Annotated in this window: 18 protein-coding genes and 2 pseudogenes; 1 reads left to right on the top strand and 19 read right to left on the bottom strand. The window is 59.2% G+C overall.

What is annotated here, in order from left to right; all coding sequences use genetic code 11:
- Nucleotides 1–191 precede the first annotated feature (191 nt).
- From KIP88_RS39255 to KIP88_RS39240, 4 genes and pseudogenes are all read right to left on the bottom strand, one after another.
- A pseudogene (locus tag KIP88_RS39255) lies at nucleotides 192–531 on the bottom strand (transposase); the annotation flags it as partial.
- A gap of 129 nt (nucleotides 532–660) precedes the next feature.
- The gene (locus KIP88_RS39250) at nucleotides 661–1,815 is read right to left on the bottom strand and encodes an alpha-hydroxy acid oxidase (protein WP_214493523.1); all 1,155 of its coding nucleotides are present in this window, start codon (nucleotides 1,813–1,815) and stop codon (nucleotides 661–663) included.
- Between the two features lie 293 nt (nucleotides 1,816–2,108).
- Nucleotides 2,109–3,248, bottom strand: a complete 1,140-nt coding sequence (locus KIP88_RS39245; protein ID WP_214493506.1) for an ABC transporter substrate-binding protein — start codon at nucleotides 3,246–3,248, stop codon at nucleotides 2,109–2,111.
- Nucleotides 3,249–3,359: 111 nt separating this feature from the next.
- The gene (locus tag KIP88_RS39240) at nucleotides 3,360–4,124 is read right to left on the bottom strand and encodes a class II aldolase/adducin family protein (protein ID WP_214493505.1); all 765 of its coding nucleotides are present in this window, start codon (nucleotides 4,122–4,124) and stop codon (nucleotides 3,360–3,362) included.
- An 841-nt stretch (nucleotides 4,125–4,965) separates the two neighbouring features.
- Here KIP88_RS39240 and KIP88_RS39235 point away from each other — a divergent pair.
- On the top strand, nucleotides 4,966–5,916 hold the full coding sequence (locus KIP88_RS39235) for a dihydrodipicolinate synthase family protein (protein ID WP_214493504.1): 951 nt from the start codon (nucleotides 4,966–4,968) through the stop codon (nucleotides 5,914–5,916).
- A 563-nt stretch (nucleotides 5,917–6,479) separates the two neighbouring features.
- Here the strand turns inward: KIP88_RS39235 and betB are convergent.
- From betB to KIP88_RS39165, 15 genes and pseudogenes are all read right to left on the bottom strand, one after another.
- Nucleotides 6,480–7,940 (bottom strand): betaine-aldehyde dehydrogenase, encoded by a 1,461-nt coding sequence (gene betB, locus KIP88_RS39230; RefSeq protein WP_214493503.1) that lies wholly within the window; start codon nucleotides 7,938–7,940, stop codon nucleotides 6,480–6,482.
- A gap of 526 nt (nucleotides 7,941–8,466) precedes the next feature.
- Complete coding sequence (locus KIP88_RS47975) at nucleotides 8,467–8,601, bottom strand: hypothetical protein (protein WP_283848568.1); 135 nt, start codon at nucleotides 8,599–8,601, stop codon at nucleotides 8,467–8,469.
- Nucleotides 8,602–8,630: 29 nt separating this feature from the next.
- Nucleotides 8,631–9,230 carry a class II aldolase/adducin family protein gene (locus KIP88_RS39225; RefSeq protein WP_214493502.1) on the bottom strand — a complete coding sequence of 200 codons (600 nt, stop codon included), beginning with the start codon at nucleotides 9,228–9,230 and terminating at the stop codon, nucleotides 8,631–8,633.
- Nucleotides 9,231–9,456: 226 nt separating this feature from the next.
- Complete coding sequence (locus KIP88_RS47970) at nucleotides 9,457–9,768, bottom strand: hypothetical protein (protein ID WP_214493501.1); 312 nt, start codon at nucleotides 9,766–9,768, stop codon at nucleotides 9,457–9,459.
- Entirely contained in the window at nucleotides 9,755–9,979 is a 225-nt protein-coding gene (locus KIP88_RS47965) for a hypothetical protein (protein WP_214493500.1), read from the bottom strand. Before KIP88_RS47965 ends, KIP88_RS47970 begins: the two co-directional genes overlap by 14 nt.
- Nucleotides 9,980–10,054: 75 nt before the next feature.
- Complete coding sequence (locus tag KIP88_RS39210) at nucleotides 10,055–10,759, bottom strand: haloacid dehalogenase type II (RefSeq protein WP_214493499.1); 705 nt, start codon at nucleotides 10,757–10,759, stop codon at nucleotides 10,055–10,057.
- Nucleotides 10,760–10,901: 142 nt separating this feature from the next.
- Complete coding sequence (locus KIP88_RS39205; protein ID WP_214493498.1) at nucleotides 10,902–11,126, bottom strand: hypothetical protein; 225 nt, start codon at nucleotides 11,124–11,126, stop codon at nucleotides 10,902–10,904.
- 446 nt (nucleotides 11,127–11,572) lie between these two features.
- Nucleotides 11,573–12,133, bottom strand: a complete 561-nt coding sequence (locus KIP88_RS39200; RefSeq protein WP_214493497.1) for a carboxymuconolactone decarboxylase family protein — start codon at nucleotides 12,131–12,133, stop codon at nucleotides 11,573–11,575.
- Nucleotides 12,134–12,140: 7 nt separating this feature from the next.
- Nucleotides 12,141–12,693, bottom strand: a pseudogene (locus tag KIP88_RS39195) (peroxiredoxin).
- A 259-nt stretch (nucleotides 12,694–12,952) separates the two neighbouring features.
- Nucleotides 12,953–14,209: an ABC transporter substrate-binding protein gene (locus KIP88_RS39190; protein ID WP_214493496.1), complete on the bottom strand. Its 1,257-nt coding sequence runs from the start codon at nucleotides 14,207–14,209 to the stop codon at nucleotides 12,953–12,955.
- Between the two features lie 540 nt (nucleotides 14,210–14,749).
- Nucleotides 14,750–15,970 (bottom strand): CaiB/BaiF CoA-transferase family protein, encoded by a 1,221-nt coding sequence (locus tag KIP88_RS39185; protein WP_214493495.1) that lies wholly within the window; start codon nucleotides 15,968–15,970, stop codon nucleotides 14,750–14,752.
- Between the two features lie 257 nt (nucleotides 15,971–16,227).
- Entirely contained in the window at nucleotides 16,228–17,190 is a 963-nt protein-coding gene (locus tag KIP88_RS39180) for a D-2-hydroxyacid dehydrogenase (protein ID WP_214493494.1), read from the bottom strand.
- 81 nt (nucleotides 17,191–17,271) lie between these two features.
- Nucleotides 17,272–18,363, bottom strand: coding sequence for an ABC transporter ATP-binding protein (locus KIP88_RS39175; RefSeq protein ID WP_249791362.1), 1,092 nt, complete (start codon nucleotides 18,361–18,363; stop codon nucleotides 17,272–17,274).
- 65 nt (nucleotides 18,364–18,428) lie between these two features.
- On the bottom strand, nucleotides 18,429–20,192 hold the full coding sequence (locus KIP88_RS39170) for an ABC transporter permease subunit (RefSeq protein ID WP_214493493.1): 1,764 nt from the start codon (nucleotides 20,190–20,192) through the stop codon (nucleotides 18,429–18,431).
- A 127-nt stretch (nucleotides 20,193–20,319) separates the two neighbouring features.
- A partial coding sequence (locus KIP88_RS39165; RefSeq protein WP_214493492.1) for an ABC transporter substrate-binding protein occupies nucleotides 20,320–21,429 on the bottom strand: 1,110 nt, incomplete at its 5' end.

Here is a 21,429-nt window from a genome sequence, read left to right as displayed (position 1 = left end):
CGCGCGATCTCAAACGGGTGACGGTGGACACCACCCTGTAGCCTAAGGCCGTCACGACCAATGCCAAGCTCGTCCATGCGGCGATTAAGGGGCTCAATGGCTGCAGCCAGAAACCGGAAAACCCACGACGCGTATTCATATCGAGCCAAAAACGTGGAGTCTTCCGAAGGATCAAACGCGAGCTCAGGCGGCTTGCCCCAGCGGCTGAGGTCGGAACGCACGTGCGGGAACTCGTCCTGGAAAAACCCCTCACCGGTGAAGTGCTGGAAATATGGATTGTAGACCCAGCGTTCGCAGACTTCCTCGTCGGACCGGCCGTAGATATGCTTGAGCAGCAGCAGCCCGACGGCGAAACGGCTCTCAATCCGGGGCCGACCCTTCTCGCTCTACAGCGCGCGATCTCGCGGTCGATCTAGTCCCAATCGATCTTGCCGCCGAGCTGCACCAGCTCATGTCTTAAATTGATGATCTGATCCAGCCTGGCGCGAAACAGATCGCCTTCCCTGTCGTCTCCGCCTCCCTCAGTCGCATCGTCCCCCTCCGCTCGACCCGCCTGAAGGCATAGAGCCATTTCGTTGGGTTTCCAATTAATTGGCGAGCATGTTTTTCATTATCATTCCGATCTGCATGGAATAGCGCGATATGTTTAAACGCATCCGACTAGAGCTTACGCACAAGGTCGGGTGTGATCTCCGAAAGTTTGCGGATACCGAGCAGCGCGAGGTCGCGATCAACTTCGGCCTGCAATAGCGCGATTGCCCGCTCGACGCCGGCTTGGCCCTCGGCGACCGCGGCATAGAGGAAAGGACGGCCGACGAAGACGAAATGCGCGCCGAGCGCGAGCGCTTTAATCACGTCGGTGCCACGGCGGATTCCGCCGTCGAGTATCACAGCCATTCCGTTGGCTATTTCTGCGATCTCCGGCAGGGTGCGCAGCGCCGAAACAGCGCAGTCGAGCTGGCGACCGCCATGGTTGGAAAGCATCACGCCGTCGACGCCGCATTCCCGCGCGATTCGCGCGTCTTGCGGCGAGACCAAACCCTTGACCACGAGCTTGCCCTTCCAGCGACGGCGGATCAGCTCGACATGTTTCCAGGTGAGCTGGTCGCGGCGGTCGACATCGCGCATGAGGTTCTTCGACAGCACCGGCGGTCCGCGAGTGGCCTCCATATTCTCTATGTGGGGTATACCGTAATTAGCCACGGTGCGCGCCCAGACGTTCAACAGCCAATTGGGATGGCTGATTGTGTCCCAGAGCACACGTGGCCGGATGGCGAGCGGCAACTGGAACCCATTGCGGATATTGTTTTCGCGGTTCGGTGCCACCGGCACGTCGGCGGTGACTACGAAGGTATCGTAGCCGGCGGCAGCGGCGCGGTCCACCATCGGCACGATGCGCGCCTCATCGCCGGCGATATAGGCTTGGTACCAGGCACCGTCGTTCGCGCGGCGTACATTCTCGAGTGTGATGAGCGACCACGCCGAGAGGATCATCGGCACACCGGTCGCCCTCGCCGCGCGCGCCAGCATGATGTCGCCGCGATAAGCGCTCAGTGCCGACGCGCCCATGGGCGCGATCCCAAATGGGGATGCGTAGGCTGTGCCGAACAGGGTAGTACTCTGATCGCGGCAGCTGACGTCGTTGAGTACGCGCGGCACGAAGCCGTATTCGTCGAAAGCTTTACGGTTGTCGCGCAACGCGGTATCGGTCTCGGCGCCGCCAGCAATATAGCCATAGAGGAACTTTGGCAGAATGTGCCGCGCCGCCGGTTCGAAATCGTCGAGGCAGAGGTAGCGGCGAAGGCGCCGCGGTATGGTTGCGTTCGCGGGCCTTACGGAAGGCCGGGGTGCACTTGTCGCGGAGCTCTTATCGAGCACGTCGGGCGCTCCTTTTTCTCAGTCGTGTTGGGACGGCAACGGGACAAACGAAGGCAAGAGCCTTGCAGTTCCAAGCATTTTGTCGTCACAAGATTGCTTGGTTACGAGCTCAAACTCGGAAATGAAATAAACGAACTCTCCCAGCCCAGGCATCAGGACGAAATCATTTCGACCAGACGGCCTGTGCTGGGTGCGCTCATCGCTTCAACACGACGTTCGGGCTGTCGAGTTTACTGCGCCCGCCATGCGAGCCAACGCTCTTGGAGATGGTCTCCATTGGTCTTGCCATCCGAACGTTTCTCCGCGATCCAGACGGAATCCTCTCTGACGGCCTTCGATGCGTTGTCGGGATTTACGTTGACCTGCGAGGCCAGGTCTGGTGGCAGGTACTTGAGCTGATTTGTATTCGGGCCGGGCGATCGCGTCCCCTGTGTCCAGCCGGCCGCAATCTGCGCACGGTTTAAGAAAGCGTACAGCTTTTGCGCGTTTGCCGTGTTTGGCCCCCCCTTCAGGATCGTTGCCCAGTAATCGCCCAGATATGCACCATCCCAGACAAACTTGAGTGGCGCGCCGTCGCCGATCGCGCCGATCATACGACCGTCGTATGCGCTGCTTATCGCGTATTCGCGATTAATCAGAAGTTGAGGCGCTTCTCCACCGGCGATCCACCACTTGGCAATGTGCGGCTTGATCTCGTCGAGCTTTCTGAATGCACGATCGACCTTATCATCGGTGAGCGGCCAGATATCCCTGTGTGGAACACCATCAGCGATAAGCGCGAACACGATGTTAAACTTAGCGTGGCTGGGGTAGAGCCCCCGCAGCCCCGGAAACTTTTTGACGTTCCAGAAATCCACCCAGTTTTGTGGACCACCCTTCGGAAAAGCGCGTTGATCGTAAGCGAGCACCATCGCCGTCGACATCACCACGATTGCGTCTTTGCGACGAGCGTATGACGGCACACCCTGGATGGACTCATCATCCCAGAGATTGTAGTCGATCGGCTCGAACATTCCGGCTTCACGCATTGCCGGATAGTTTTGCGCCCGCACGAAGGCCGTGTCCCAATCCATTCTGCCTGCGCGGAACATCGCCCTGACTTGCGGCTCGGAGTCATCAGTCACCACATCTACAACCTTTATTCCGGTCGCCCTGGTGAACGGATCAAAGACATAGCGCCGCGCGCCCTCGGTGAGCGAGCCGCCGTTGCTGAAAACCACGACCTCGCCGCTGCCGGCAAGCTTTTCCTGAGCCCAGGCGGCCGTAGCTTTGGCGACGAACGGTACGCTTAACAAGGCCGCCGCTGAGTGAAGGAGTGAGCGTCGGCTCACGCCACAGGATGAACGATTACCAAAATTCTGCTTAATCATCTTATTCCTCCCTCGCTAAATCAGAATTAGATTGTTGCGCGCCCCCTTTCATAGGGCCGAAGGCGCGCATACCTTCGAAAACTGGCTGAAGCGCCTGAGCCCGCCGGACCATCAGGTCGCGTACTCCGGGCTGATGCGATCGAGGCGGCGCTTGAGCGCCGCCCAGGTGCGTGGACTCTTGTTGTAGCCATTATCCCCAATCTGCGCCGCCGTGTGAGCCGCGATATTCTTGGACGGCAGAGTGATCTTTTGCCCGCCTTGTGTGGCCGCGATCTGGAGACGGCAGGACATCTCCAACTGGTACATGTTGAGGAAGGCTTTGGCGATGGTACGCCCCACCGTCAGCAAACCGTGGTGCTTCAGGATCATCACGTCTTTGTGGGCTAGATCATGCACGAGCCGTTCGCGCTCACTGAGATCGAGCGCGACGCCTTCGAAGTCGTGATAGGCAGTGCCGCCATAGAAGGCCATCGACTTTTGGTTCAACGGCAGCAGCCCCTGCTCTTGCGCGGCCACTGCCATGCCGGCCAGAGTGTGCGTATGCACGACGCAGTGAGCGTCATCACGGCTCATGTGCACGGCGGAATGAATCGTGAAGCCCGCGTTATTGATTTTGGACTCTTCATCTTTTTCGATGGCATGCCCCTCGGGGTCGACGACGACGAGGCTCGAGGCCGTGACTTCGTCAAACATCATGCCGTACGGATTCAGCAGAAATCGATGCACCTTGCCAGACAGGCGCGCGGATAGATGAGTTGAGGTCAGGTCATCTATGCCGAAATGGGAGATTAGGCGGTACGCGGCGGCCAGATCGCAACGGATCTTCCATTCCTCGGATTCGAAGTCGCCCCTCCTCGAACCTTGCAGGCTACCCATATCTTCTCCCCGGTTCGAACCAGCCATTCACGGCTTCGGTCTAGGATTAACTTGACTCCAAACATTACCGAGCGCCTGAGCCGAATTTCACCAATGAATGCGAGCAAATCGATGAAATTCCGCATCTATGTGACGAATGCGAAGTTTTCTAACTTTCGGAGCCTATGCTTCTCTATGGCGAGGAAGCTTGAACCGGAGCCCGAGAGCATCGCAAGCACGAGAGAGCTCGGATCGATGTGAAGCCTTAGGCTCTCATGTACGCGCTTCCTGATAGTCCTGTCCGGGAATTCGTTTGACCGCGTCGAGGGCTTGCAGCGGCGCGACACAAAGTGCCGTATCGACCGAACTCAGCCGTGTGGCAGCAACGCAAGTTCTTCGGCCCAGCAGCGTTTGACGGCCTCGCTGGGCTCGCATCGCCGCCTGTCGCGGTCGACGGAAGGAAACCCCAGGCTGCAGCACCTCCAGTCCAGGCGCCTGAGGATGTCACCGCTAGGACGCCGATGAAACCAACCGGAAAGATCTGCTCAGGTGGTCCCGTATTTACATTTCCGAGAGCGTTATCTTCAGGCGCAAGAGACCCGGCCGTGAGGCGTGCCAGCACGTTAATTGCTCTCGCAGTCCGCGCTGATGCAGCCGCAGTGCCCCGGCGAAATCAAGAGACGTATGCGATCGTGCATCGCGGGCGAGCTGCAATTCCGACCGCGCGTTTGTTTCCAAGGGGTCGAAAGGCGCGCAATTAGTACGGTGAATTTCCGCACGATTTGGGCGCTACTTGCAGGAAAAGAACCGCTATTCTGAATACAGTAGATGGACTATTCGAGAGGTTGCAGAGAGATTGCAAATGAAGATCGACGATACGGGCGCTGGTGCCGACAAATCGATGGCAGCGTCCCAAGTTGGAAACACGACCAAGGCCTTGTACTGGGTGGCGGCAGTCACTCCTTGCGACAAGGCTGGGCGATTCGACCCTGGGGCCATGCGCGCCATCATGGAATGGCACAAGCAGGCCGGAGCCGATGGAATCGTGGTGCTCGGCACCACCGGTGAGTTTCCCTCCTTCTCGGTGGCCGAGCGCAAGCAGGTGGCCAAGACTGTGCTGAACAACAAGAACGGACTGAACGTCATCATCGGGCCAGGGACGCCAAATATCGCCGAGACGATCGACCTGGCCCACCACGCCGAGGCCCATGGTGCCGATGGCCTGCTCGTAATTCCTCCTTTTTATTTCAACCAACCGCCGATCGAAGGTCTGACGGCTTACTTTTCCATGCTGTTTGATGCGGTCCAGCTTCCGACTAGCCTCTATCATTACCCGCAGACAAGCCGGGTGCCTATCAGCTTCGAGTTACTCAAGAACCTGAAGCATTATCCGTATCTCGCCGGCATTAAGGACTCGAGCGGCGACCCCGTCGGGTACTCCGAGTTCGTACGGACATTTCCGGACCTCAATATGTGCTCCGGCTCAATCAAGAATATTGGAATTGCGCTCGAGAACGGCATGGGAGCAATTCTCGGCGAGGGCAATGCCTTCAGCAAGAAATGCGCCGATATCTTCACCGCATATCGCGAAAGAGGCGATTGGAGGGCAGCGATCGCCAAGTTGATCGATGCACAGAAGGCAATCGATGATGCCGCGGCTGACGCGAGCTACTCTGCGGCCCAGAAGTACATCCTCGGCCTTGAGATGGGGATGGCGGAAATCTATGTCCGCGCACCTTACGTCCAACTCACGGATGCGCAGAGATCGTCGCTGAAAGCCGCTTTCGAGCGGATCAAGGCGACGGAAAAATGAGCACCTATTCCAGCGAGTAGGTCGCGCACAACTGGGTCTTAAGTTGATTGGCACCGGCCTGAGGACGGCGGGCTGTAGCACGAGCTGCTGTATCGCTGACACCGAAGCCGTACCAGCTTCCAGCCCCTCGTCCGGCCTCAACTGACGACGCCTTCAGGTCCGCCAACGCCGTCATCAACTGTTCGGCGCCCCTGTCGCTCCCCACTCCGATCGAAGCCTTTGAGAACTGCCGGTTGGTCGTGCGCAAAGACATCGGATAGGGCACCTCGATCTCGAGGGCTGGGCAGGCGCGGCATCTCCGTCTGCACGGAGCACAGAGGTGGCCGCCCATGCGATCGAGCTGATGCTGGCGCTCATGGGCGGTCCGCTGCCTGTGCAGCCATGGGTCGGCGCAGCCATGGTCAAGTGGCGCAATCGAGGCGGACGCGGCGCCAGTTGCTCCTGAAGCGGCCGCAGATGGAGCGGGCACTGCCGTGGTGCGTTTTGGCGGAGTCACTGTTGTGGCACTTCAGGATGTCGACCGAGTTCAAGGGCGCGGCTCGCCCGTGGCGTGGTCCTGTAGATTAGAACGGATTCACGACATTGCCCGTCTCGACATAGACACTCTTCAATTGTGAATAGTGCGAAAGCGCAGCAAGCGCGTTTTCGCGGCCGATGCCGGACTGCTTGTGGCCACCGAAGGGCAGTTCGACGGGCGATCGATTGTAGGTGTTGATCCAACACGTCCCAGCCTGCAATTCCGCGATCACTCGGTGGGCGCGCGACAGGTCGCAGGTGAACACGCCGGCGGCCAGCCCGAATTCCGTGTCGTTGGCGCGCCGGATGACGTCGTCTTCATGTCGGAAAGAAAGCACAGTCATCACCGGCCCAAAAATTTCCTCCCGCGCGATCGTCATACTGTCCTTTGCATCGGCGAAGATGGTTGGCTCGACGAAGAGCCCGCAATCGAATCCTTGTAGCCGTGGGATGCCCCCGCCGCAAAGGAGCGTTGCACCCTCTGCCTTACCGGTTTCGATATAGCCCAGCACCTTTCGGTGCTGCGCCTTATTGATGAGCGGGCCCATCTGCGTTTCGGGATCGAGTGGGTCGCCGATACGGACCTTCTTGGTCCGCTCAGTCAGCTGTTCGAGAAACCGCTCGCGAACTCCGTCTTGTACAAAGACGCGCGTCCCATTCGAGCACACCTGACCATTGGCATAGAAATTTGCCATCATGGCACCAGCGACAGCATTTTTCACGTCGGCGTCATCGAACACGATGAGCGGCGACTTCCCGCCGAGTTCCATGGTGATATGCTTTAACTTGGAGGCGGCCAACCCCGAGGCCCTGCGGCCGGTCGACACCGAGCCGGTGACGGATATCTTTGCCACCATCTCGTGGCTTACAAGGGCTTCGCCGACGTCTCCGAAGCCCTGCACGACATTGAAAAGACCATCAGGAAGGCCTGCCTCGGTAAAGATCTCCGCCAGCGCCAGCGCCGACAGCGGTGTGTTCTCCGACGGCTTAAACACTATAGCATTGCCCATCGCGAGCGCCGGTGCCGCTTTCATCGCCGTGATTTGGATTGGAAAGTTCCAGGCGCCGATGCCAACACACACGCCGAGCGGTTCACGCCGCACGTAGCCAAACGGCCCGCCAAGGTCAACGTAATCGCCATAAAAGCAAGCGACCGCGCCGCCAAAGAATTCCATTGCGTTTGCGGCGACAGCAGGGTCGGCGAGCGTTTCCTGTATCACCCTACCCGTGTCGAGCGTTTCCAGACGGGCGAGTTGGGCGTGGCGCTCTCGCAAGATGTCGGCTGCACGGCGCAAGATGCGACCGCGTTCCACAGGCTTCAACTTTGCCCATTTTTCCTGGGCGGCGCAGGCTGCCCCTATGGCCCGCTCGACGATATTCGGCGTAGCAGAATGGAGATGTGCGATGATCTCACCAGTCGCCGGATAGATAACCTCGAGGGACTGGCCATGGTCATCTTCCACATAGGCTCCATTGATATAGTGGGATGCTGACGGTTGTGCTTTCATGATTTCTCGCTTCGTGTGATGGCCGATCATGCATGTACAGTTTGCGAAAGAGGAGATCGGTTATTCTTCGACAACAATCTGCGTTTCAGGTCGACAATATTCTTCAGCGCCTGTCATCTTAGAAAAACGTTCGATGTTATCTGCGAAGATAGAGACATGCGCTCCGTCTGGTTCGTCGGGCTTCCCGCCACATGCGGTGTTCGGCATGTCCCAGAGGGGACGATCTTTCGGAAGCGGCTCTCGCTCAAACACTAGAGCATCGCCCCTGTCGCAGCGCCTTGACCATTTCTCCCAGGCGGTCAATTGGCATGAGACTAGCTCGCCGGATATCGCAGGCGGCATCTCGGGTTGTAGCAGGCGCGCCAAGGCAATGCGAACGCTTAAGCGTCACGCCGAAGTCCATCGCGTGGATCTCTCGGACGAGGCCGGCGTGCCAGTCGATGACAGTGTTACCAGTGCTGGCTCCCTGCTTGAAACTTACTGCTGCGGTACGGCTTATGCAGCTACGGGCGCGCGAGCCCGCGCCTCAACGGCGAAAGTCGACGCTCCGCCGCTCGACCGTACGGACCAGGCTCTCCCATTCCAGCAGACCGTAGTCCGGCGTCTCACGGATCGCCTTCATACGCTTCGCTGCCCTGGCGACAACAACATCATCCATCATCACTGGCGGCTCATCGAGTTGGCGGGCGATCAGCTCGAGCTACAGGCGCGCTCAAGCATATAAAGGCGCTGCAGCGCGCCATGGATGGTCGGGGCGTGCGTGAGCAGACCATGGTTGAGCAGCACGACACAGCTCCCGGCGACGCAGCTCTTGCCGAGCGACTCGGACTCCTCATCGCTCAACGGAATACCATAGTGATGGTAGACGACGTCGTCGATCACTTCCATGGCATCCTGGCTGATCGGGCGCAGGCCCCTCGCCATGAGAGACACGCCGGCACCGGCGCGGGTATGGGTGTGCATCACGCAGTTGGCGTCCTGCCGCGCGTTGTAGACACTGCTGTGGATGCTAAAGCCGGCGCGATTGAACTTTCCGCGTTCACCAACATAGTAATTTTGGTCGAATTTGCCGGGCTCGCCGATCACCTTGCCGTCTAACCTCATCTTGATCAGACTCGAAGCGATGATTTCGTCGAACATTTCGCCGTAGCGGTTGATCAGAAAGGTGTCGGGCTCATCGGGCACCCGTGCGCTCATGTGGGTGTTGATCGTGTCGGTCCATCCGAGATGGTGGACGACGTGGTAGAGGGCCGCGAGGTTGCAGCGTGTCTGCCATTCGGCATCGGACATGTGCTTCTTCTTGACGTTCAAGGCCACGGTCATGAGCTCAATTCCGTGTTGGCGCGCACCCGGGCAGTTGGGTAATTCTCTCGCCAAATTAGTGGTGGCGTAGGTGTCTTAGTAGGGCTTAGCTGATCAGCGATAAGGCTAAAGCGAGCCTGATGCCCAAAGACTGCAAAAACCGCTCCTACACCGGAGAAATTCTGCAAGGATCCAGATTTCATGGCGCGAATTGCTAACGGCGGAGCGGCGCCACCAGATCAAAGGTCAGCTGGCTTCGGTCTACGGGCGAATCATTTGTGGTCACTGTCAGCTCAATCTGCGCCAAGTTCGCCCAGTGGGTGATCGTAGGGACGTTATGATAGAGCCGCCTGGACGCTTTTCTACCGCCGATAATGAGGCGGTAAACCGGAACCCCCTGCGCTTTTCCCCGGATGTCCCAAAGCGCAATGTCGACCCCGCTCAAAGCCGCAACAATGATTCCCTTCTGGTCCCTGTCTTGGAACCGGTTGTAGAGCATCTGCCAGATTGCCTCAATCGCGCGCATGGATCGGCGCCAATCGATATTCGCAGAATGCGCGCACGGTAGCAGCATTGATTTCGGCAGGGCCCAAGCACTCGCCCCAGCCGATCAGCCCATTGTCAGCCTCTATCTCGACCAAACAGGCCGATCGGGTGCTGGTGGTGCCAAATGAATCGCCAAGCGGTTGGCTGAGGGGAGCTGCCAAAACGTGAGTTTTGACATCGATGATTTTCATGTCGCTCGTCCGCAAATGGAAGTTACGCCCACACAGCTAAGCCTACAGCCTTGGCTCCCAGCTTTCATGGCGGCCTTATTGTTGGGAAGAGAGCTGCTCTGCTAGCGCCAAGATGTTTGCGGCGTGCCAGTCATTTTCTGGACGCGGCGATACGTCCTTGGGTCGCGCGGCGCCGAACTCCATTGGCCTTTCGATGTACGCGGTCTGCAGCCCGCATGCGCGAGCGCCCGCGAGATCGTCATGGTGAGCCGCTACGAGCATCACCTCTGCCGGCTCAACGTCGAACACGTGGGCCACACCGAGATAGGTTGCGGGATCGGGCTTGTAGGCTCGGAACAGCTCAGCCGATAGGATGCAGTCCCAAGGCAGTCCCGCGCGCTTAGCCATATTGGTAAGCAGCCCGATGTTGCCGTTGGAAAGCGTGCAGATGGTGAAGCGTGACTTCAGCCACATCAGCCCCGCAAGCGAATCGGGCCACGGGTCAAGGCGGTGCCATACACGATTCAGGTGTTTTCTCTCTGCCTCGCTTAGCGTCCCGATACGAAACCGCACCAGTAGCTCGTCGAGGATCATGCGATGCAGGTCGTCAATCAGGGTCCAGCCTAGCTCGCCGGACATCACGCGCTGCATTGCGGGGGTATACTCGGCGCGCCAAGCCAACGCGAACTCATCACCGTTTACGCCGACGTCCATCGCGTCGATTTCGCGGATGAGGCTCCCATGCCAGTCGACGACGGTGCCGAACACGTCGAAAGCGAGAACCTTGGGTAGCGGCTTCATTGGAGAACCTAGGACCATTGTTTCGATTCACACGTGAGAAACCGCGGCGCTTCGGCGTTTATGGCGTGGAGTTCGTGACTTTGTACGTCAGCCTGTTGTTGCACCTGATCTCTCGAAGTGGTGCGTGCTCAATCCGGACCTCTCATCTATGAGGCATCGGATCGAGCAGCGGGCGATACACTTCAGCATTCTCGGCACTGGTGACCCGAACCGCACAGCCTTTGGCCCTCAGTTCCGGACGCACAACAGTTAGTTCGCTCGCAAGCTGGACTGCTCGATCGGCGGCAAGCTCAAGGTTTTCGAGAATGAGACCGCCTTGGTTCTGGTACTCCTCGCCAATCACAAGGTCGAAAGAGTAGTATGGCATCCGAACCTCTCCAATTTTGTTCGATTAGCGCCGTGCAGTGGATCATCACCACCGGCTCAGGACCCGGCAGCTAACCCGGTCTGGATCGTATGGAGATGACGAGAAGCCGCCCCTGTTCAGGTTCGCCTTGTCTCCAACCCGGGAGCAAGACTAACGAGCCAATTGATCCTAAATTCGCTAATGTAGCGCCTGTCATCGGCGAAATTCTGCGTCAGCTTGCGAGAATGGAAAAGTTTTTTTATGCAATCAAGCGGCCAGCCCAGGCGGTCCGGTCTTTGATCGAGCCGGCACGACACATCGATGCAACGCCTACAAGTTAAACCGAGACCTCGAGCAGCGGCTCAAAAGAGCTCTATGCTCAATGGAATTTCCGCTGAAGATCTCGCCGGAAGTCGATCGGCCGATGGGGACAGCAAGCTGGTGCGCCCTCGTGTTGCCGATCGATCTCAAAAGCCTGGCGGCTCTACTCCGCTCATCGACTGCGTGGGGCTGCCGGCCTCGATCGCAATCGCCACAGACTGGATGATCGCGGCAAAGCGGACGGCGGTCTGGATAGTGCTGGTGGCGACGCCCGCGGCCTGCAGCACCTTCTCATGCGTGTCGATGCAGGCGCCGCAGCCGTTGATGGCCGAGACCGCAAGCGACCACAATTCGAAATCTGCCTTGTCGACGCCGGGATTGCCGATCACGTTCATGCGCAGCCGCGCCGGCATCGTTCCGTACTCCTTGTTCGAGGCAAGGTGCACGAAGCGATAGTAGATGTTGTTCATCGCCATCACGGAGGCCGCCGCCTTGGCGGCTGCGATCGCCGCCGGCGTCAGCTTCTCGGCTGCGAGAGCATCAAACGCCGATATCACGTGCCGATTACGCGTCGCCACCGCGCAGGCGAGAAACAGACCGTACCGGATCTGCTCGGCAAGCGTCTCGTCAGACACCATGGACGAGAGATTGAGCCTCACGTCCTTGGCGAAGTCCGGAACCCGGCCTTTTAGCTCGTCGATCGACATGGTCGCGTCAGGCGACCTTCAGCGTTTCGCCGCCGATCTCGCGGTTGCACGGGCAGAGTTCGTCGGTCTGCAGCGCATCGAGCACGCGCAGCGTGTCCTTGGGCGCGCGACCGACATTGAGATTGGTCGCATAGACGTCCTGGATCGTGTTGTCGGGGTCGACGATGAACGTGTAGCGATAAGCGACGCCGTCCGGGGAGCGCACCCAAGCCATCGACCAGCGAGCCATTGGTGTCGGCGAATTGCCAGATCGGCAGCTTGTGCAGATCCTTGTGGTCGCGCCGCCAGGCAAGCTTGCAGAACTCGTTGTCGGTCGAGCCGCCGAGCACCACCGCGTCGCGCTCTTCAAAATCCTTCGACAGGCGGGCGAACTCGGCGATCTCGGTCGGGCAGACGAAGGTGAAATCCTTCGGATAGAAGAAGATGCTCTTCCACTTGTCCGGAAAACTGTTTTCGTTGAGCATCTCGAACGCGCTCTGCCCTTTTTCCTCCTGAAGCTGGAATCCGGGTTTCACGCCGACAACTTCGAACGATGGTAGCTTGCTTCCAATTCCGAGCATAGTTCTCGCACCCTTTTTAGCAATCAGATCGCAATTCCAAAAACAACTTCTGGCCTCCGCGCAAAGGATTGCGGGAGCCGGTTGGTCGTGACTCGCGCTGAGTCAATCTTTCGGTGCATATTCCCGAATTGCCGGCTCCCCAGACCGCGTTTGCTAACGCCAGACCGGCATCTTTTGCAGGATATCTAATGGGCACACGCTAGAACACCGGCAAAATTGCGGTCGGCCGCATCCGCGCGCCGGTTCATTCCTGTCGACATTACCGCGCCCGCCACGCTAGCCAGGTTTCCTGGATGTGATCAAGGTTCGTCTTGCCGTCCGGACGCTTGGCAGCAAGCCAAGCGGAGTCCTCGAGCACCGTCTTGGATGCATTCTCCTTGTTGATGCTAAGCAGCGGAACAAGGTCGGGCGGCAAATGCTGGAGTTGGTTCGTATTCGGACCGGGATAGCCGATGCCCAGGGTTGCTCCAGCGGCGATCTGCGCCCGATTCACGAATGCGATCAATTTCTGCGCGTTCTGGTTGTTCGGACCACCCTTGAGCACTGTCCAGTAGTTGTAGTTCACATGAGCGCCGTCCCACACGATACGGATAGGCGCTCCTTGGCGGATAGCCGCGATCGCGCGGCCATCGAAGATGCTCGTCATGGCGTATTCGCGATTAACGAGCAGCTGGGCCGGCTGACCACCGGCCGTCCACCATTTCGCTATGTGCGGCTTGATCTGGTCGAGCTTCCTGAGGGCCCGGTCGACTTTGTCGTCGGTCAATGGCCAAATTTCGGATTTCGGGACGCCGTCGGCGAGCAGCGCAAACTCAAGATTGTGCTTGGCGACGGGTCCGTAAAGGCCGCGCGCACCGAGGAAGGCCTTGAGGTCCCAGAAATCAACCCAACTCTTCGGGCCATTTTTCCCGAATGCACGCTCGTCATAAGCCAGCAGCGTCGAAACTCCGATCGACACGACCGCGTCCTCAAGGCGAGCGACTTGTGGGACTCCCTTGAGCGACTCATCGTCCCACAGACTGTAGTCGATGGGCAGAAACATGCCAGCCTCGTGCATCGAAGGGTAGTTCGATGCCTGGATGAAGGCCGTATCCCAATCAACGCGTCCGGCCCGGTTCATTGCCCTTACTTGCGGCTCCGAAAAGTCAGCTGTCACATCGATAACAGAGATGCCAGTCGCCTTCGTAAAGGGCTCGAAAACGTACTTGCGCAGCCCTTCCGTATACGACCCCCCGAACGAAAAAACGACGACCTCCCCGCGACCGGCAAGTCTCTCCTGCGCAAACGCAGCGGTTGCCCGCGCAATCGCGGGAAGGCTCATTGCGACAGCGGCGGCCTGCAAGAGGCTTCGGCGAGTCACGCCGGATCGTTGAAAATGGCCACTCAGCGCCGTCGACGAGCCTTGACCTTGCTCGGTGACTTGAGGTGCGGATGGCGTGTCTGCATTCTGTGACTGCATACGAGCCTCCAGCCGCTCGGTGTCGACACCGACACCAGATCCAGTGGCGGGCAACATTGCCCTTTCATGCCAAACCTTAGACAGGTTTACCTGCGCCAATTTATCGGCCTTCTTGCTTTGGTCCCAGTAAAACTGTCGATTGTCCTTGACCCTTGAGCAAGCCTAACCACCTCTCGGTATCGGTTTTACGCAATTAATTAAAATATCTCCGATGAATTCCTGCGAAAAATGGCATATTTTCGAAGGATTAAGGCGTATACCGCCGACATGAAGCAGTCTTTGGTGTCGAGCAACCGAAATGGCCATGCACAGAATGATGTGATCGGGTGCATTTCATCGGTTCTCAATTTGGCCTGGAACGGACGTGCGATTGACCGGAGCTCTTCAGCAGGCATGTAGCCGGTAGCCGGTGTACGCTGCTCACCTGGCGCGACATCGCGCGGTCCGGTCAATTTGCGATGGTTTATTCGGTCGTGAGAAAATGCCTCCAGAGCGGGCCATCCCATATGCCGCGGCTTCTGGAGTTTATTGGACTTCTTGACTTCGGCGCGACGCCGACCGTCGATGCACGGATAAGGCGACGATACAGTGTCGCGTTCAAATAACTTTTGCTTGCTTCAATTCCATGATCTTCGTCTCATCGTACCCGAGCTCTGCGGCCAAGACCTCTTGAGTGTGCTCACCCAATCGCGGGGGATATCGATATTCCTTCACCGGCGTTTCAGAAAAAGTCAGCGCATTGCGGATCAAGGACAGCGAGTGCTCGAAGGGATGGTCGACCTTCACCTCCATGCCACGCGAGCGCACATGCGGCACCTGTGTGAAATCGTTGACGGGGCCGCAGGGGACGCCGGCCTCCTCCAGCTTTTGCAGCCAGTGCCCGACCGTGTCCTTCAAGAACAGCCCGGCGAAGATCGCCATAATCTCCTTGCCGTTGACGACGCGATCGTTGTTCTTGACGAATTTTGGATTCTTCGCGAGCTCCGGCTCGCCAAGCACAGCGCAGGTGCGCGCAAACTGGCCGTCATTGCCGACCACCAGCATCAGTTCGCCGTCGGCGCAGCGGAACACGCCCGCCGGCATGCCGCCATTGCCCCAGGTGCCGCGGCGCGGCGGGCTCTTGCCGTTGACGAGATAGATCTGAAGATAATGGCTGAGCGAGGCGATCACGGTGTCGAACAGGCAGACGTCGACATGCTGGCCCGCCCGGCCATTGACCTTGCGATGATAGAGTGCCGACAGGATGCCGATCGAGGTGTTCATGCCGGTCATGTAATCGACGATGGAAGGGCCGACCTTCATCGGCCCCGCGCCCGGCTCGCCGTCCATGTGGCCGGTGACACTCATCAGCCCGCCCATGGCCTGGAAGATCGCGTCGTAACCGGCGCGCGGCGCGTAAGGGCCGGTCTGGCCGAAGCCGGTGACCGAGCAATAGATGATGCCGGGATTGATCTTCCTGATGGATTCGTAGTCGAGCCCGTAGCGCTTGAGGTCGCCGACCTTGTAGTTCTCCATGAACACGTCGACACCCTTGGCAAGCGCGCGGATGATCTCCTGCCCCTCGGGCTTCGCAATGTTGACGGTGACCGACTTCTTGTTGCGGTTGGCGCACAGGTAGAAGGAGTTGTTGTTGTTCTCCTTGCCCTCGGGGTCCGTCAGATAGGGCGGGCCGAAGGCGCGCGCATCGTCCCCGGTGCCGGGCCGCTCGATCTTGATCACGTTGGCGCCGAGATCGCCAAGCATCTGGGCCGACAAAGGCCCGGCGAGCACACGCGTGAGGTCAAGGATCTTGAGGCCAGAAAGCGGCAGGGCAGACATGAAAAGTATCCTCCGGGATTTGAATTTGCGGCGCGCTCTCGCTAAGCGCCGCCCAACCTGGACCTCAGGCGGCTTCAGCTCGTGCAGGCGGCCGCCTGGACCGACACCAATGGTGGGTTCTCGACCACGATCCGCGCGAGCCAAAGCGCGCGCCTATTAACATGTCGAGCGCCCAGACATATGGGCGGCCGACGTGCCGGCCGGCGATCGCGGCGAGTTGCTTATCGCGCTTCTTCTCGATGCACCTACGGTCGAGATCAATATCCGCGTCGCAGATCCACCACATTCTTGAGCGGCTGCCCCTTCAGGAATCGTTCGATGTTATCTGCGAAAATCGGGAACACCCGCTCTGTATAGTTTGACGGACTTCCTGCCACATGCGGCGTTGCAATCACGTTCGGCATGTCCCACAGAGGACTGCCCTGCGGCAGCGGTTCCCGCTCAAATACGTCGAGCATCGCACCGGCAATGCTACCTGCCTGCAGGGCGTTGATCAAATCGGCCTCCACGACGACGTTGCCCCGGGCAATGTTGATCAGAAAGGCATCGCGCCGCATGCGTTTAAGCTCGGCTGCACCAAAGAGACCCACGGTTTGCGGTGTCGCAGGCACGGCCAACACCACGAAATCGCACAGCGGCAGCAGATCGTGAAGCGCATCGGAGGCGAACAGTCTATCCACGCCTTCGACGGGAACGGACGTATCACGCTTCGATCCGACGACCGTCATTCCCGCGCCTTTGGCACGCCGGGCGATGGTCGCACCGATGGACCCCAGCCCGACGACGCCGAGCGTCTTGTCGGCCAATGGAGCCACGTAGCGGGGATTCCATTTCCGCTCCGTCTGCTCCCGCAAGAATCTGCGGAAATCCCACTGCAGCATCGTCACGCCAGCCATCACGAAATCAGAAATGATGTCGCCATGGATGCCGCGCCCATTGGTGACAGTGATATGGCCCGCTTTATCGCGGATCGGGAACATGGAATCGACCCCGGCACCGGTGCACTGAAACCAACGCAGTTTCTTTGCCTTTTCGAACACCTCCACAGGGAAGCGAAACGCCAACAATGCGTCCGCCTCCCCTATGTGGCGCTCGAGGCGGCCAGAGTCAGGCGCGACGATCGCACGAACTTGAGGGAAACGCTGGCCGATAAGCCGCGCAAATCCTTCGGCGTCCGGGTGGTTGATAACAATAGTTAGCGCGGGATTTTCACCGGCCATGTTTTTCTCTGTCGATATGCGAGGGCTATGTAGTTACAAATCGTGGCCGCTCTTGAAGGTGCGTGCCGCCTATGCCGCAAGCTACTGGGTCAGGATGGTTGCATCGTTTGCAGCCCACGAGGCGAGGCAGGCATCGCCGACGTCCGGCATCGCCTTCGCCGAGATGTTGAGCACCTTGGACGTTAGCCGCAGGCCAGACTCGCTCTGGAATTCCAAGATCGTCGCGTCTCCGACGAACGTCATGTCGACGATGCGTCCCTGAATGCCGGCCGAGGTCCCCGCGGCCGCAGTCTCGATTCGCAAATGTTCGGGCCGCACGCAAAGCGTCGCATCCCTGTCCGCGTCAGGCCACTGCGCCGCGGGCAATTTGTCGCCGGCCGGGCCCTGAACGACCCCTGATCTGATGCTGACGGGGATGAGATTGACCTCACCGACAAACCCCGCCACGAACAAGTCGGCCGGTCTGCGATAAATGTCCTGCGGTGCCGAGACCTGTCGTATCCGACCCTCGTGCATCACTGCGACACGATCGGACATGGCGAGCGCCTCTTCCTGATCGTGCGTGACGTAGATCATCGTCTTGCCGACCTGCTTGTGCAGGGTCTTGATCTCGTTCCTGAGATGCTGGCGCAACTTCTTGTCGAGCGCACCCAACGGTTCATCCAGAAGGAGAACAGGCGGATCAAAAGCCAGTGCCCGCGCTATCGCCACTCTCTGCTGCTGACCGCCGGACATTTGGTGCGGGTAGCGCGAGGCCAAAGCGCCGAGGTGCACCTGATCGAGAACGCGATGCACGCGCGCTTCGCGTTCCGCCTTCGCCACACGCCTCATCCGAAGCGGATACGCAACGTTCTCGGCGACCGTCATGTGCGGGAAGAGAGCATAGTTCTGGAAAATCACGCCGAGCTCGCGACGGTGAGCCGGCAGGCGTGTGATCTCCTTGTCGTCCAACAACACCCGACCGCTGTCCGGCATCTCGAACCCGGCGATCATCATCAGCGTTGTGGTCTTTCCTGATCCGCTGGGACCCAGCAATGAAATGAACTCTCCGGGCGATATGGAAAGACTGACATCGTCAACGGCCGTTGCGCTGCCGTAGCGCTTTTGCAGATTATGCAGCGCAATGCTTCCGGTTTTCACATCAGTGCCGCTCAAGCTGGCTTTCATCAACATTTCAGCTCCCTAGAGTAACTTGAGTACTTGATTGTCCTGGCTCGTGCTAGTTCCGCGCCGACAGGTTATTTTTTTCGGCGACCCAGCATGGTACCGAGGACAATCACAAGCGCCGCGAATACCATCTGCATGGTCGCTACGGCGGCTATGGTAGGATTTATGTCCTGATTAATCCCGTCCCACATACGCATCGGCAAGGTCGTGATCCTTCCGATGCCGAGGAACAGCACGTACACGACGTCGTCGAACGAGGTCAGGAAGGCGAAGAAGGCGGCCACAATAAACGCCGGCATAATAAGGGGCGCTACGATAGTGCGGAAGGTGGCCAGAGGGTCGGCGCCAAGACTGCGGGCCGCACGCTCGTATGTCGGGTTGAGGTCGCGCAGATTGGCGACCACGATCACCACCACGTAGGGGATGGCGTGGACCGCGTGACCAAGTGCCAATCCGAACTCGGTGCCCTGAAGCCCCACTTGCACCATCAGGAAATAGGTCGCCACCGCGACGACAATGGTCGGCATGATGATCGGCGACAGTACGAGCGCCACCATGACTCCCCGACCGCGAATGCGACCACGCGATAAGCCGAAAGCAAGCATGCCGCCAAGCACGGTCGCCATGCCGGTCGCCATTAGGCCGACGCGGACGCTGGCGAAGGTTGCGCGCAACCACAGCGCATTGGAAAAATAGCCCTCGTAGTTGCGCAGCGAATAGCCCGGCACGGGGAACACGAAATAAGACGAAGAGCTGAACGACAAATAGGCCACGATCAGCACCGGGAGCAGGAGCAGTACCGCCAAGAAGCCTGCCAAGAGCGTGATACCTCGACCCCCGATCGAAGGCAGCCACCGGTCGAGCGCGTTTGCCCCAGAGCCCACGCGCATCAGCCACTGGGTCCCAATTTGACGCCGAACAACCTTTCCCGACCCGACCTTCTGATCGGAGAGCCCCAAAAGCTGGTCGATGGGGAAGAAGCGCGAGCCGATCCACAATATGACCAGGACGACCACCAGAAGGACCATTGAGAGGGCTGAGCCGAAATTCCAGTTTAGCTGATCCACGATCTGGGAGCTGATCGCCATCGTGATGGTGAGATCCGAGACGCCGCCGAGCAAGGCCGGCGTGATGTAGAAGCCCAGACAATAAATAAAGGCCAGTAGCACTCCAGCCATGACACCGGGAAGGCTGAGCGGCAGGAACACGGTCAGGAAGGCGGCGATCGGGCTCGCTCCGTTCGCCCTCGCCGCACGCAGCAGCCCCTGGTCGATGCCGGACATCACCGTGTACATCGGCAGGATCATGAGCGGCATGATGATATGGGTCATACCGATAATCACGCCGAAGCGGTTGTAGAGCATGGCGATCGGTTGGGAGACCCAGCCGAGTTCGAGCAGCATCCCGTTAATGACGCCATTGCGCCCGAGAAGGAGGATCCAGGCGAAGGTCCGCGCCAGCACGCTGCTGAAATACGGCAGCACGACCGCGACGAGCAGGATCGTACGCAGGATCGGCCCCCCGGTCGCGAGGGCATAGGCGACGGGATAGCTGAGTAGGAAGGCGAGCGCAGTTACCGAAACGCTGATCTCCAGCGTTTTGCGGAACACGGTGAGGTAGGCCGGATTCTCGCCGATACGCAGGAAATTTGCCATCGTCCAGTCTGGCATCCCAAGCGCAAGCAAAAGAAGCCCCACGAGCGGTACCACAAAAAGCACCAGAAGGAAGATGCTTCCGGGCAGCAGCAGCCAAGCCCAAAGTGTGGGCCGGGCCGATGCAGCAGGCCCCAAGGACGACCGCCCTTCGATTGCTATCGAGTTCATTGCATCCGCCATGTCAGCCACCATTCCTGGAAATGATCCGCGCCAATCTTACCGTCCGGGCAGCAGAGCCGATGCCGATCCCGGAGGCTCAACGGGCGAAATTTGCGAAGACCGCGACGAGCAGCGTCAGTTAGGGAGATCATCTTGCTTTCCAAGCCATCCAACGCGCCTGGATACGATCTGCATTGGTCTTGCCGTCCGGGCCGTTCGCCGCGAGCCACGCAGCGTCTTCAGTAACAACCTTCGTAGAGTTGTCCGGGTTTATGCTGAGCAGGGGGATCAGGTCGGCCGGGAGGTGCTTGAGCTGATTTGTATTCGGCCCGGGGTAGCCGGTGCCCTGCGTGAAGGCAGCGGCGATCTGGGCCCTGTTCACAAACGCGATCAGCTTTTGCGCGTTCTTGCTGTTCGGGCCGCCCTTAAGAACGGTCCAGTAGTTGCGCGTGTAGTAAGCTCCGTCCCATACCATGCGAATGGGCGCCCCCTTCCTGATGGCGCTGACGATGCGACCGTCGGCGCTGCTGGCCATCACGAGTTCTCGGTTGATCAGGAGCTGAGCGGATTCACCGCCCGCCGTCCACCACTTCGCCACATGCGGCCTGATCTCGTCGAGCTTCTTCAATGCTCGGTCGACCTTGTCATCCGTCAGCGGCCAGATATCCTTGGGCGCGACTCCGTCGGCAAGGAGCGCATACAGCAGGTTATGCTTCCCGAGGACAGTACCGAGTCCTCGCGGCCCCGGAAACGTCTTCACGTCCCAGAAATCCGCCCAGCTCTTCGGGCCCCCCTTCGGAAAAGCGCGCTCGTCGCAAGCGATCAGTGTCGCATTTTTAAATACAACGACCGCATCATCGAGGCGATCGGTTTTCGCAACACCTTCCAGCGACTCCGCGTCCCACAGGCTGTAGTCGATCGGCTCAAACATCCCGACTTCATGCATGGCCGGATAATTCTGTGCCTGGATGAAGGCCGTATCCCAATCAACGCGGCCAGCCCGGTTCATCGCTCGTACCTGCGGCTCGCAGAAATCAGCGACCACATCTACGACCTGGATGCCCGTCGCCTTCGTGAACGGATCAAGCACATTTCGCCGCACCCCCTCGGTAAAGGAGCCGCCATAGCTGTACACCACGACTTCGCCAGCGCCGGCGAGCTTTTCCTGTGCCCAGGCGGTTGTGGCTTCGGCGACGAACGGCACGCTTAGCAAGGCCGCTGTTGACTGAAGAAGTGAGCGTCGGCTCACGCCACCAGC

The organism is Bradyrhizobium sp. SRL28 (genome assembly GCF_018596315.1).
Lineage (GTDB): Bacteria > Pseudomonadota > Alphaproteobacteria > Rhizobiales > Xanthobacteraceae > Bradyrhizobium.
This window is presented reverse-complemented; position numbering and strand designations above follow the sequence as displayed.

Bases quoted from the DNA above. Each gene is read 5' to 3' on its own strand.
- KIP88_RS39245 (WP_214493506.1), bottom strand. From the start codon at position 3,248: ATGATTAAGCAGAATTTTGGTAATCGTTCATCCTGTGGCGTGAGCCGA.
- KIP88_RS39240 (WP_214493505.1), bottom strand. From the start codon at position 4,124: ATGGGTAGCCTGCAAGGTTCGAGGAGGGGCGACTTCGAATCCGAGGAA.
- KIP88_RS39235 (WP_214493504.1), top strand. From the start codon at position 4,966: ATGAAGATCGACGATACGGGCGCTGGTGCCGACAAATCGATGGCAGCG.
- betB (WP_214493503.1), bottom strand. From the start codon at position 7,940: ATGAAAGCACAACCGTCAGCATCCCACTATATCAATGGAGCCTATGTG.
- KIP88_RS47975 (WP_283848568.1), bottom strand. From the start codon at position 8,601: ATGATGGATGATGTTGTTGTCGCCAGGGCAGCGAAGCGTATGAAGGCG.
- KIP88_RS39225 (WP_214493502.1), bottom strand. From the start codon at position 9,230: ATGTCCGATGCCGAATGGCAGACACGCTGCAACCTCGCGGCCCTCTAC.
- KIP88_RS47970 (WP_214493501.1), bottom strand. From the start codon at position 9,768: ATGCGCGCGATTGAGGCAATCTGGCAGATGCTCTACAACCGGTTCCAA.
- KIP88_RS47965 (WP_214493500.1), bottom strand. From the start codon at position 9,979: ATGAAAATCATCGATGTCAAAACTCACGTTTTGGCAGCTCCCCTCAGC.
- KIP88_RS39210 (WP_214493499.1), bottom strand. From the start codon at position 10,759: ATGAAGCCGCTACCCAAGGTTCTCGCTTTCGACGTGTTCGGCACCGTC.
- KIP88_RS39205 (WP_214493498.1), bottom strand. From the start codon at position 11,126: ATGCCATACTACTCTTTCGACCTTGTGATTGGCGAGGAGTACCAGAAC.
- KIP88_RS39200 (WP_214493497.1), bottom strand. From the start codon at position 12,133: ATGTCGATCGACGAGCTAAAAGGCCGGGTTCCGGACTTCGCCAAGGAC.
- KIP88_RS39190 (WP_214493496.1), bottom strand. From the start codon at position 14,209: ATGTTGCCCGCCACTGGATCTGGTGTCGGTGTCGACACCGAGCGGCTG.
- KIP88_RS39185 (WP_214493495.1), bottom strand. From the start codon at position 15,970: ATGTCTGCCCTGCCGCTTTCTGGCCTCAAGATCCTTGACCTCACGCGT.
- KIP88_RS39180 (WP_214493494.1), bottom strand. From the start codon at position 17,190: ATGGCCGGTGAAAATCCCGCGCTAACTATTGTTATCAACCACCCGGAC.
- KIP88_RS39175 (WP_249791362.1), bottom strand. From the start codon at position 18,363: ATGTTGATGAAAGCCAGCTTGAGCGGCACTGATGTGAAAACCGGAAGC.
- KIP88_RS39170 (WP_214493493.1), bottom strand. From the start codon at position 20,192: ATGGCGGATGCAATGAACTCGATAGCAATCGAAGGGCGGTCGTCCTTG.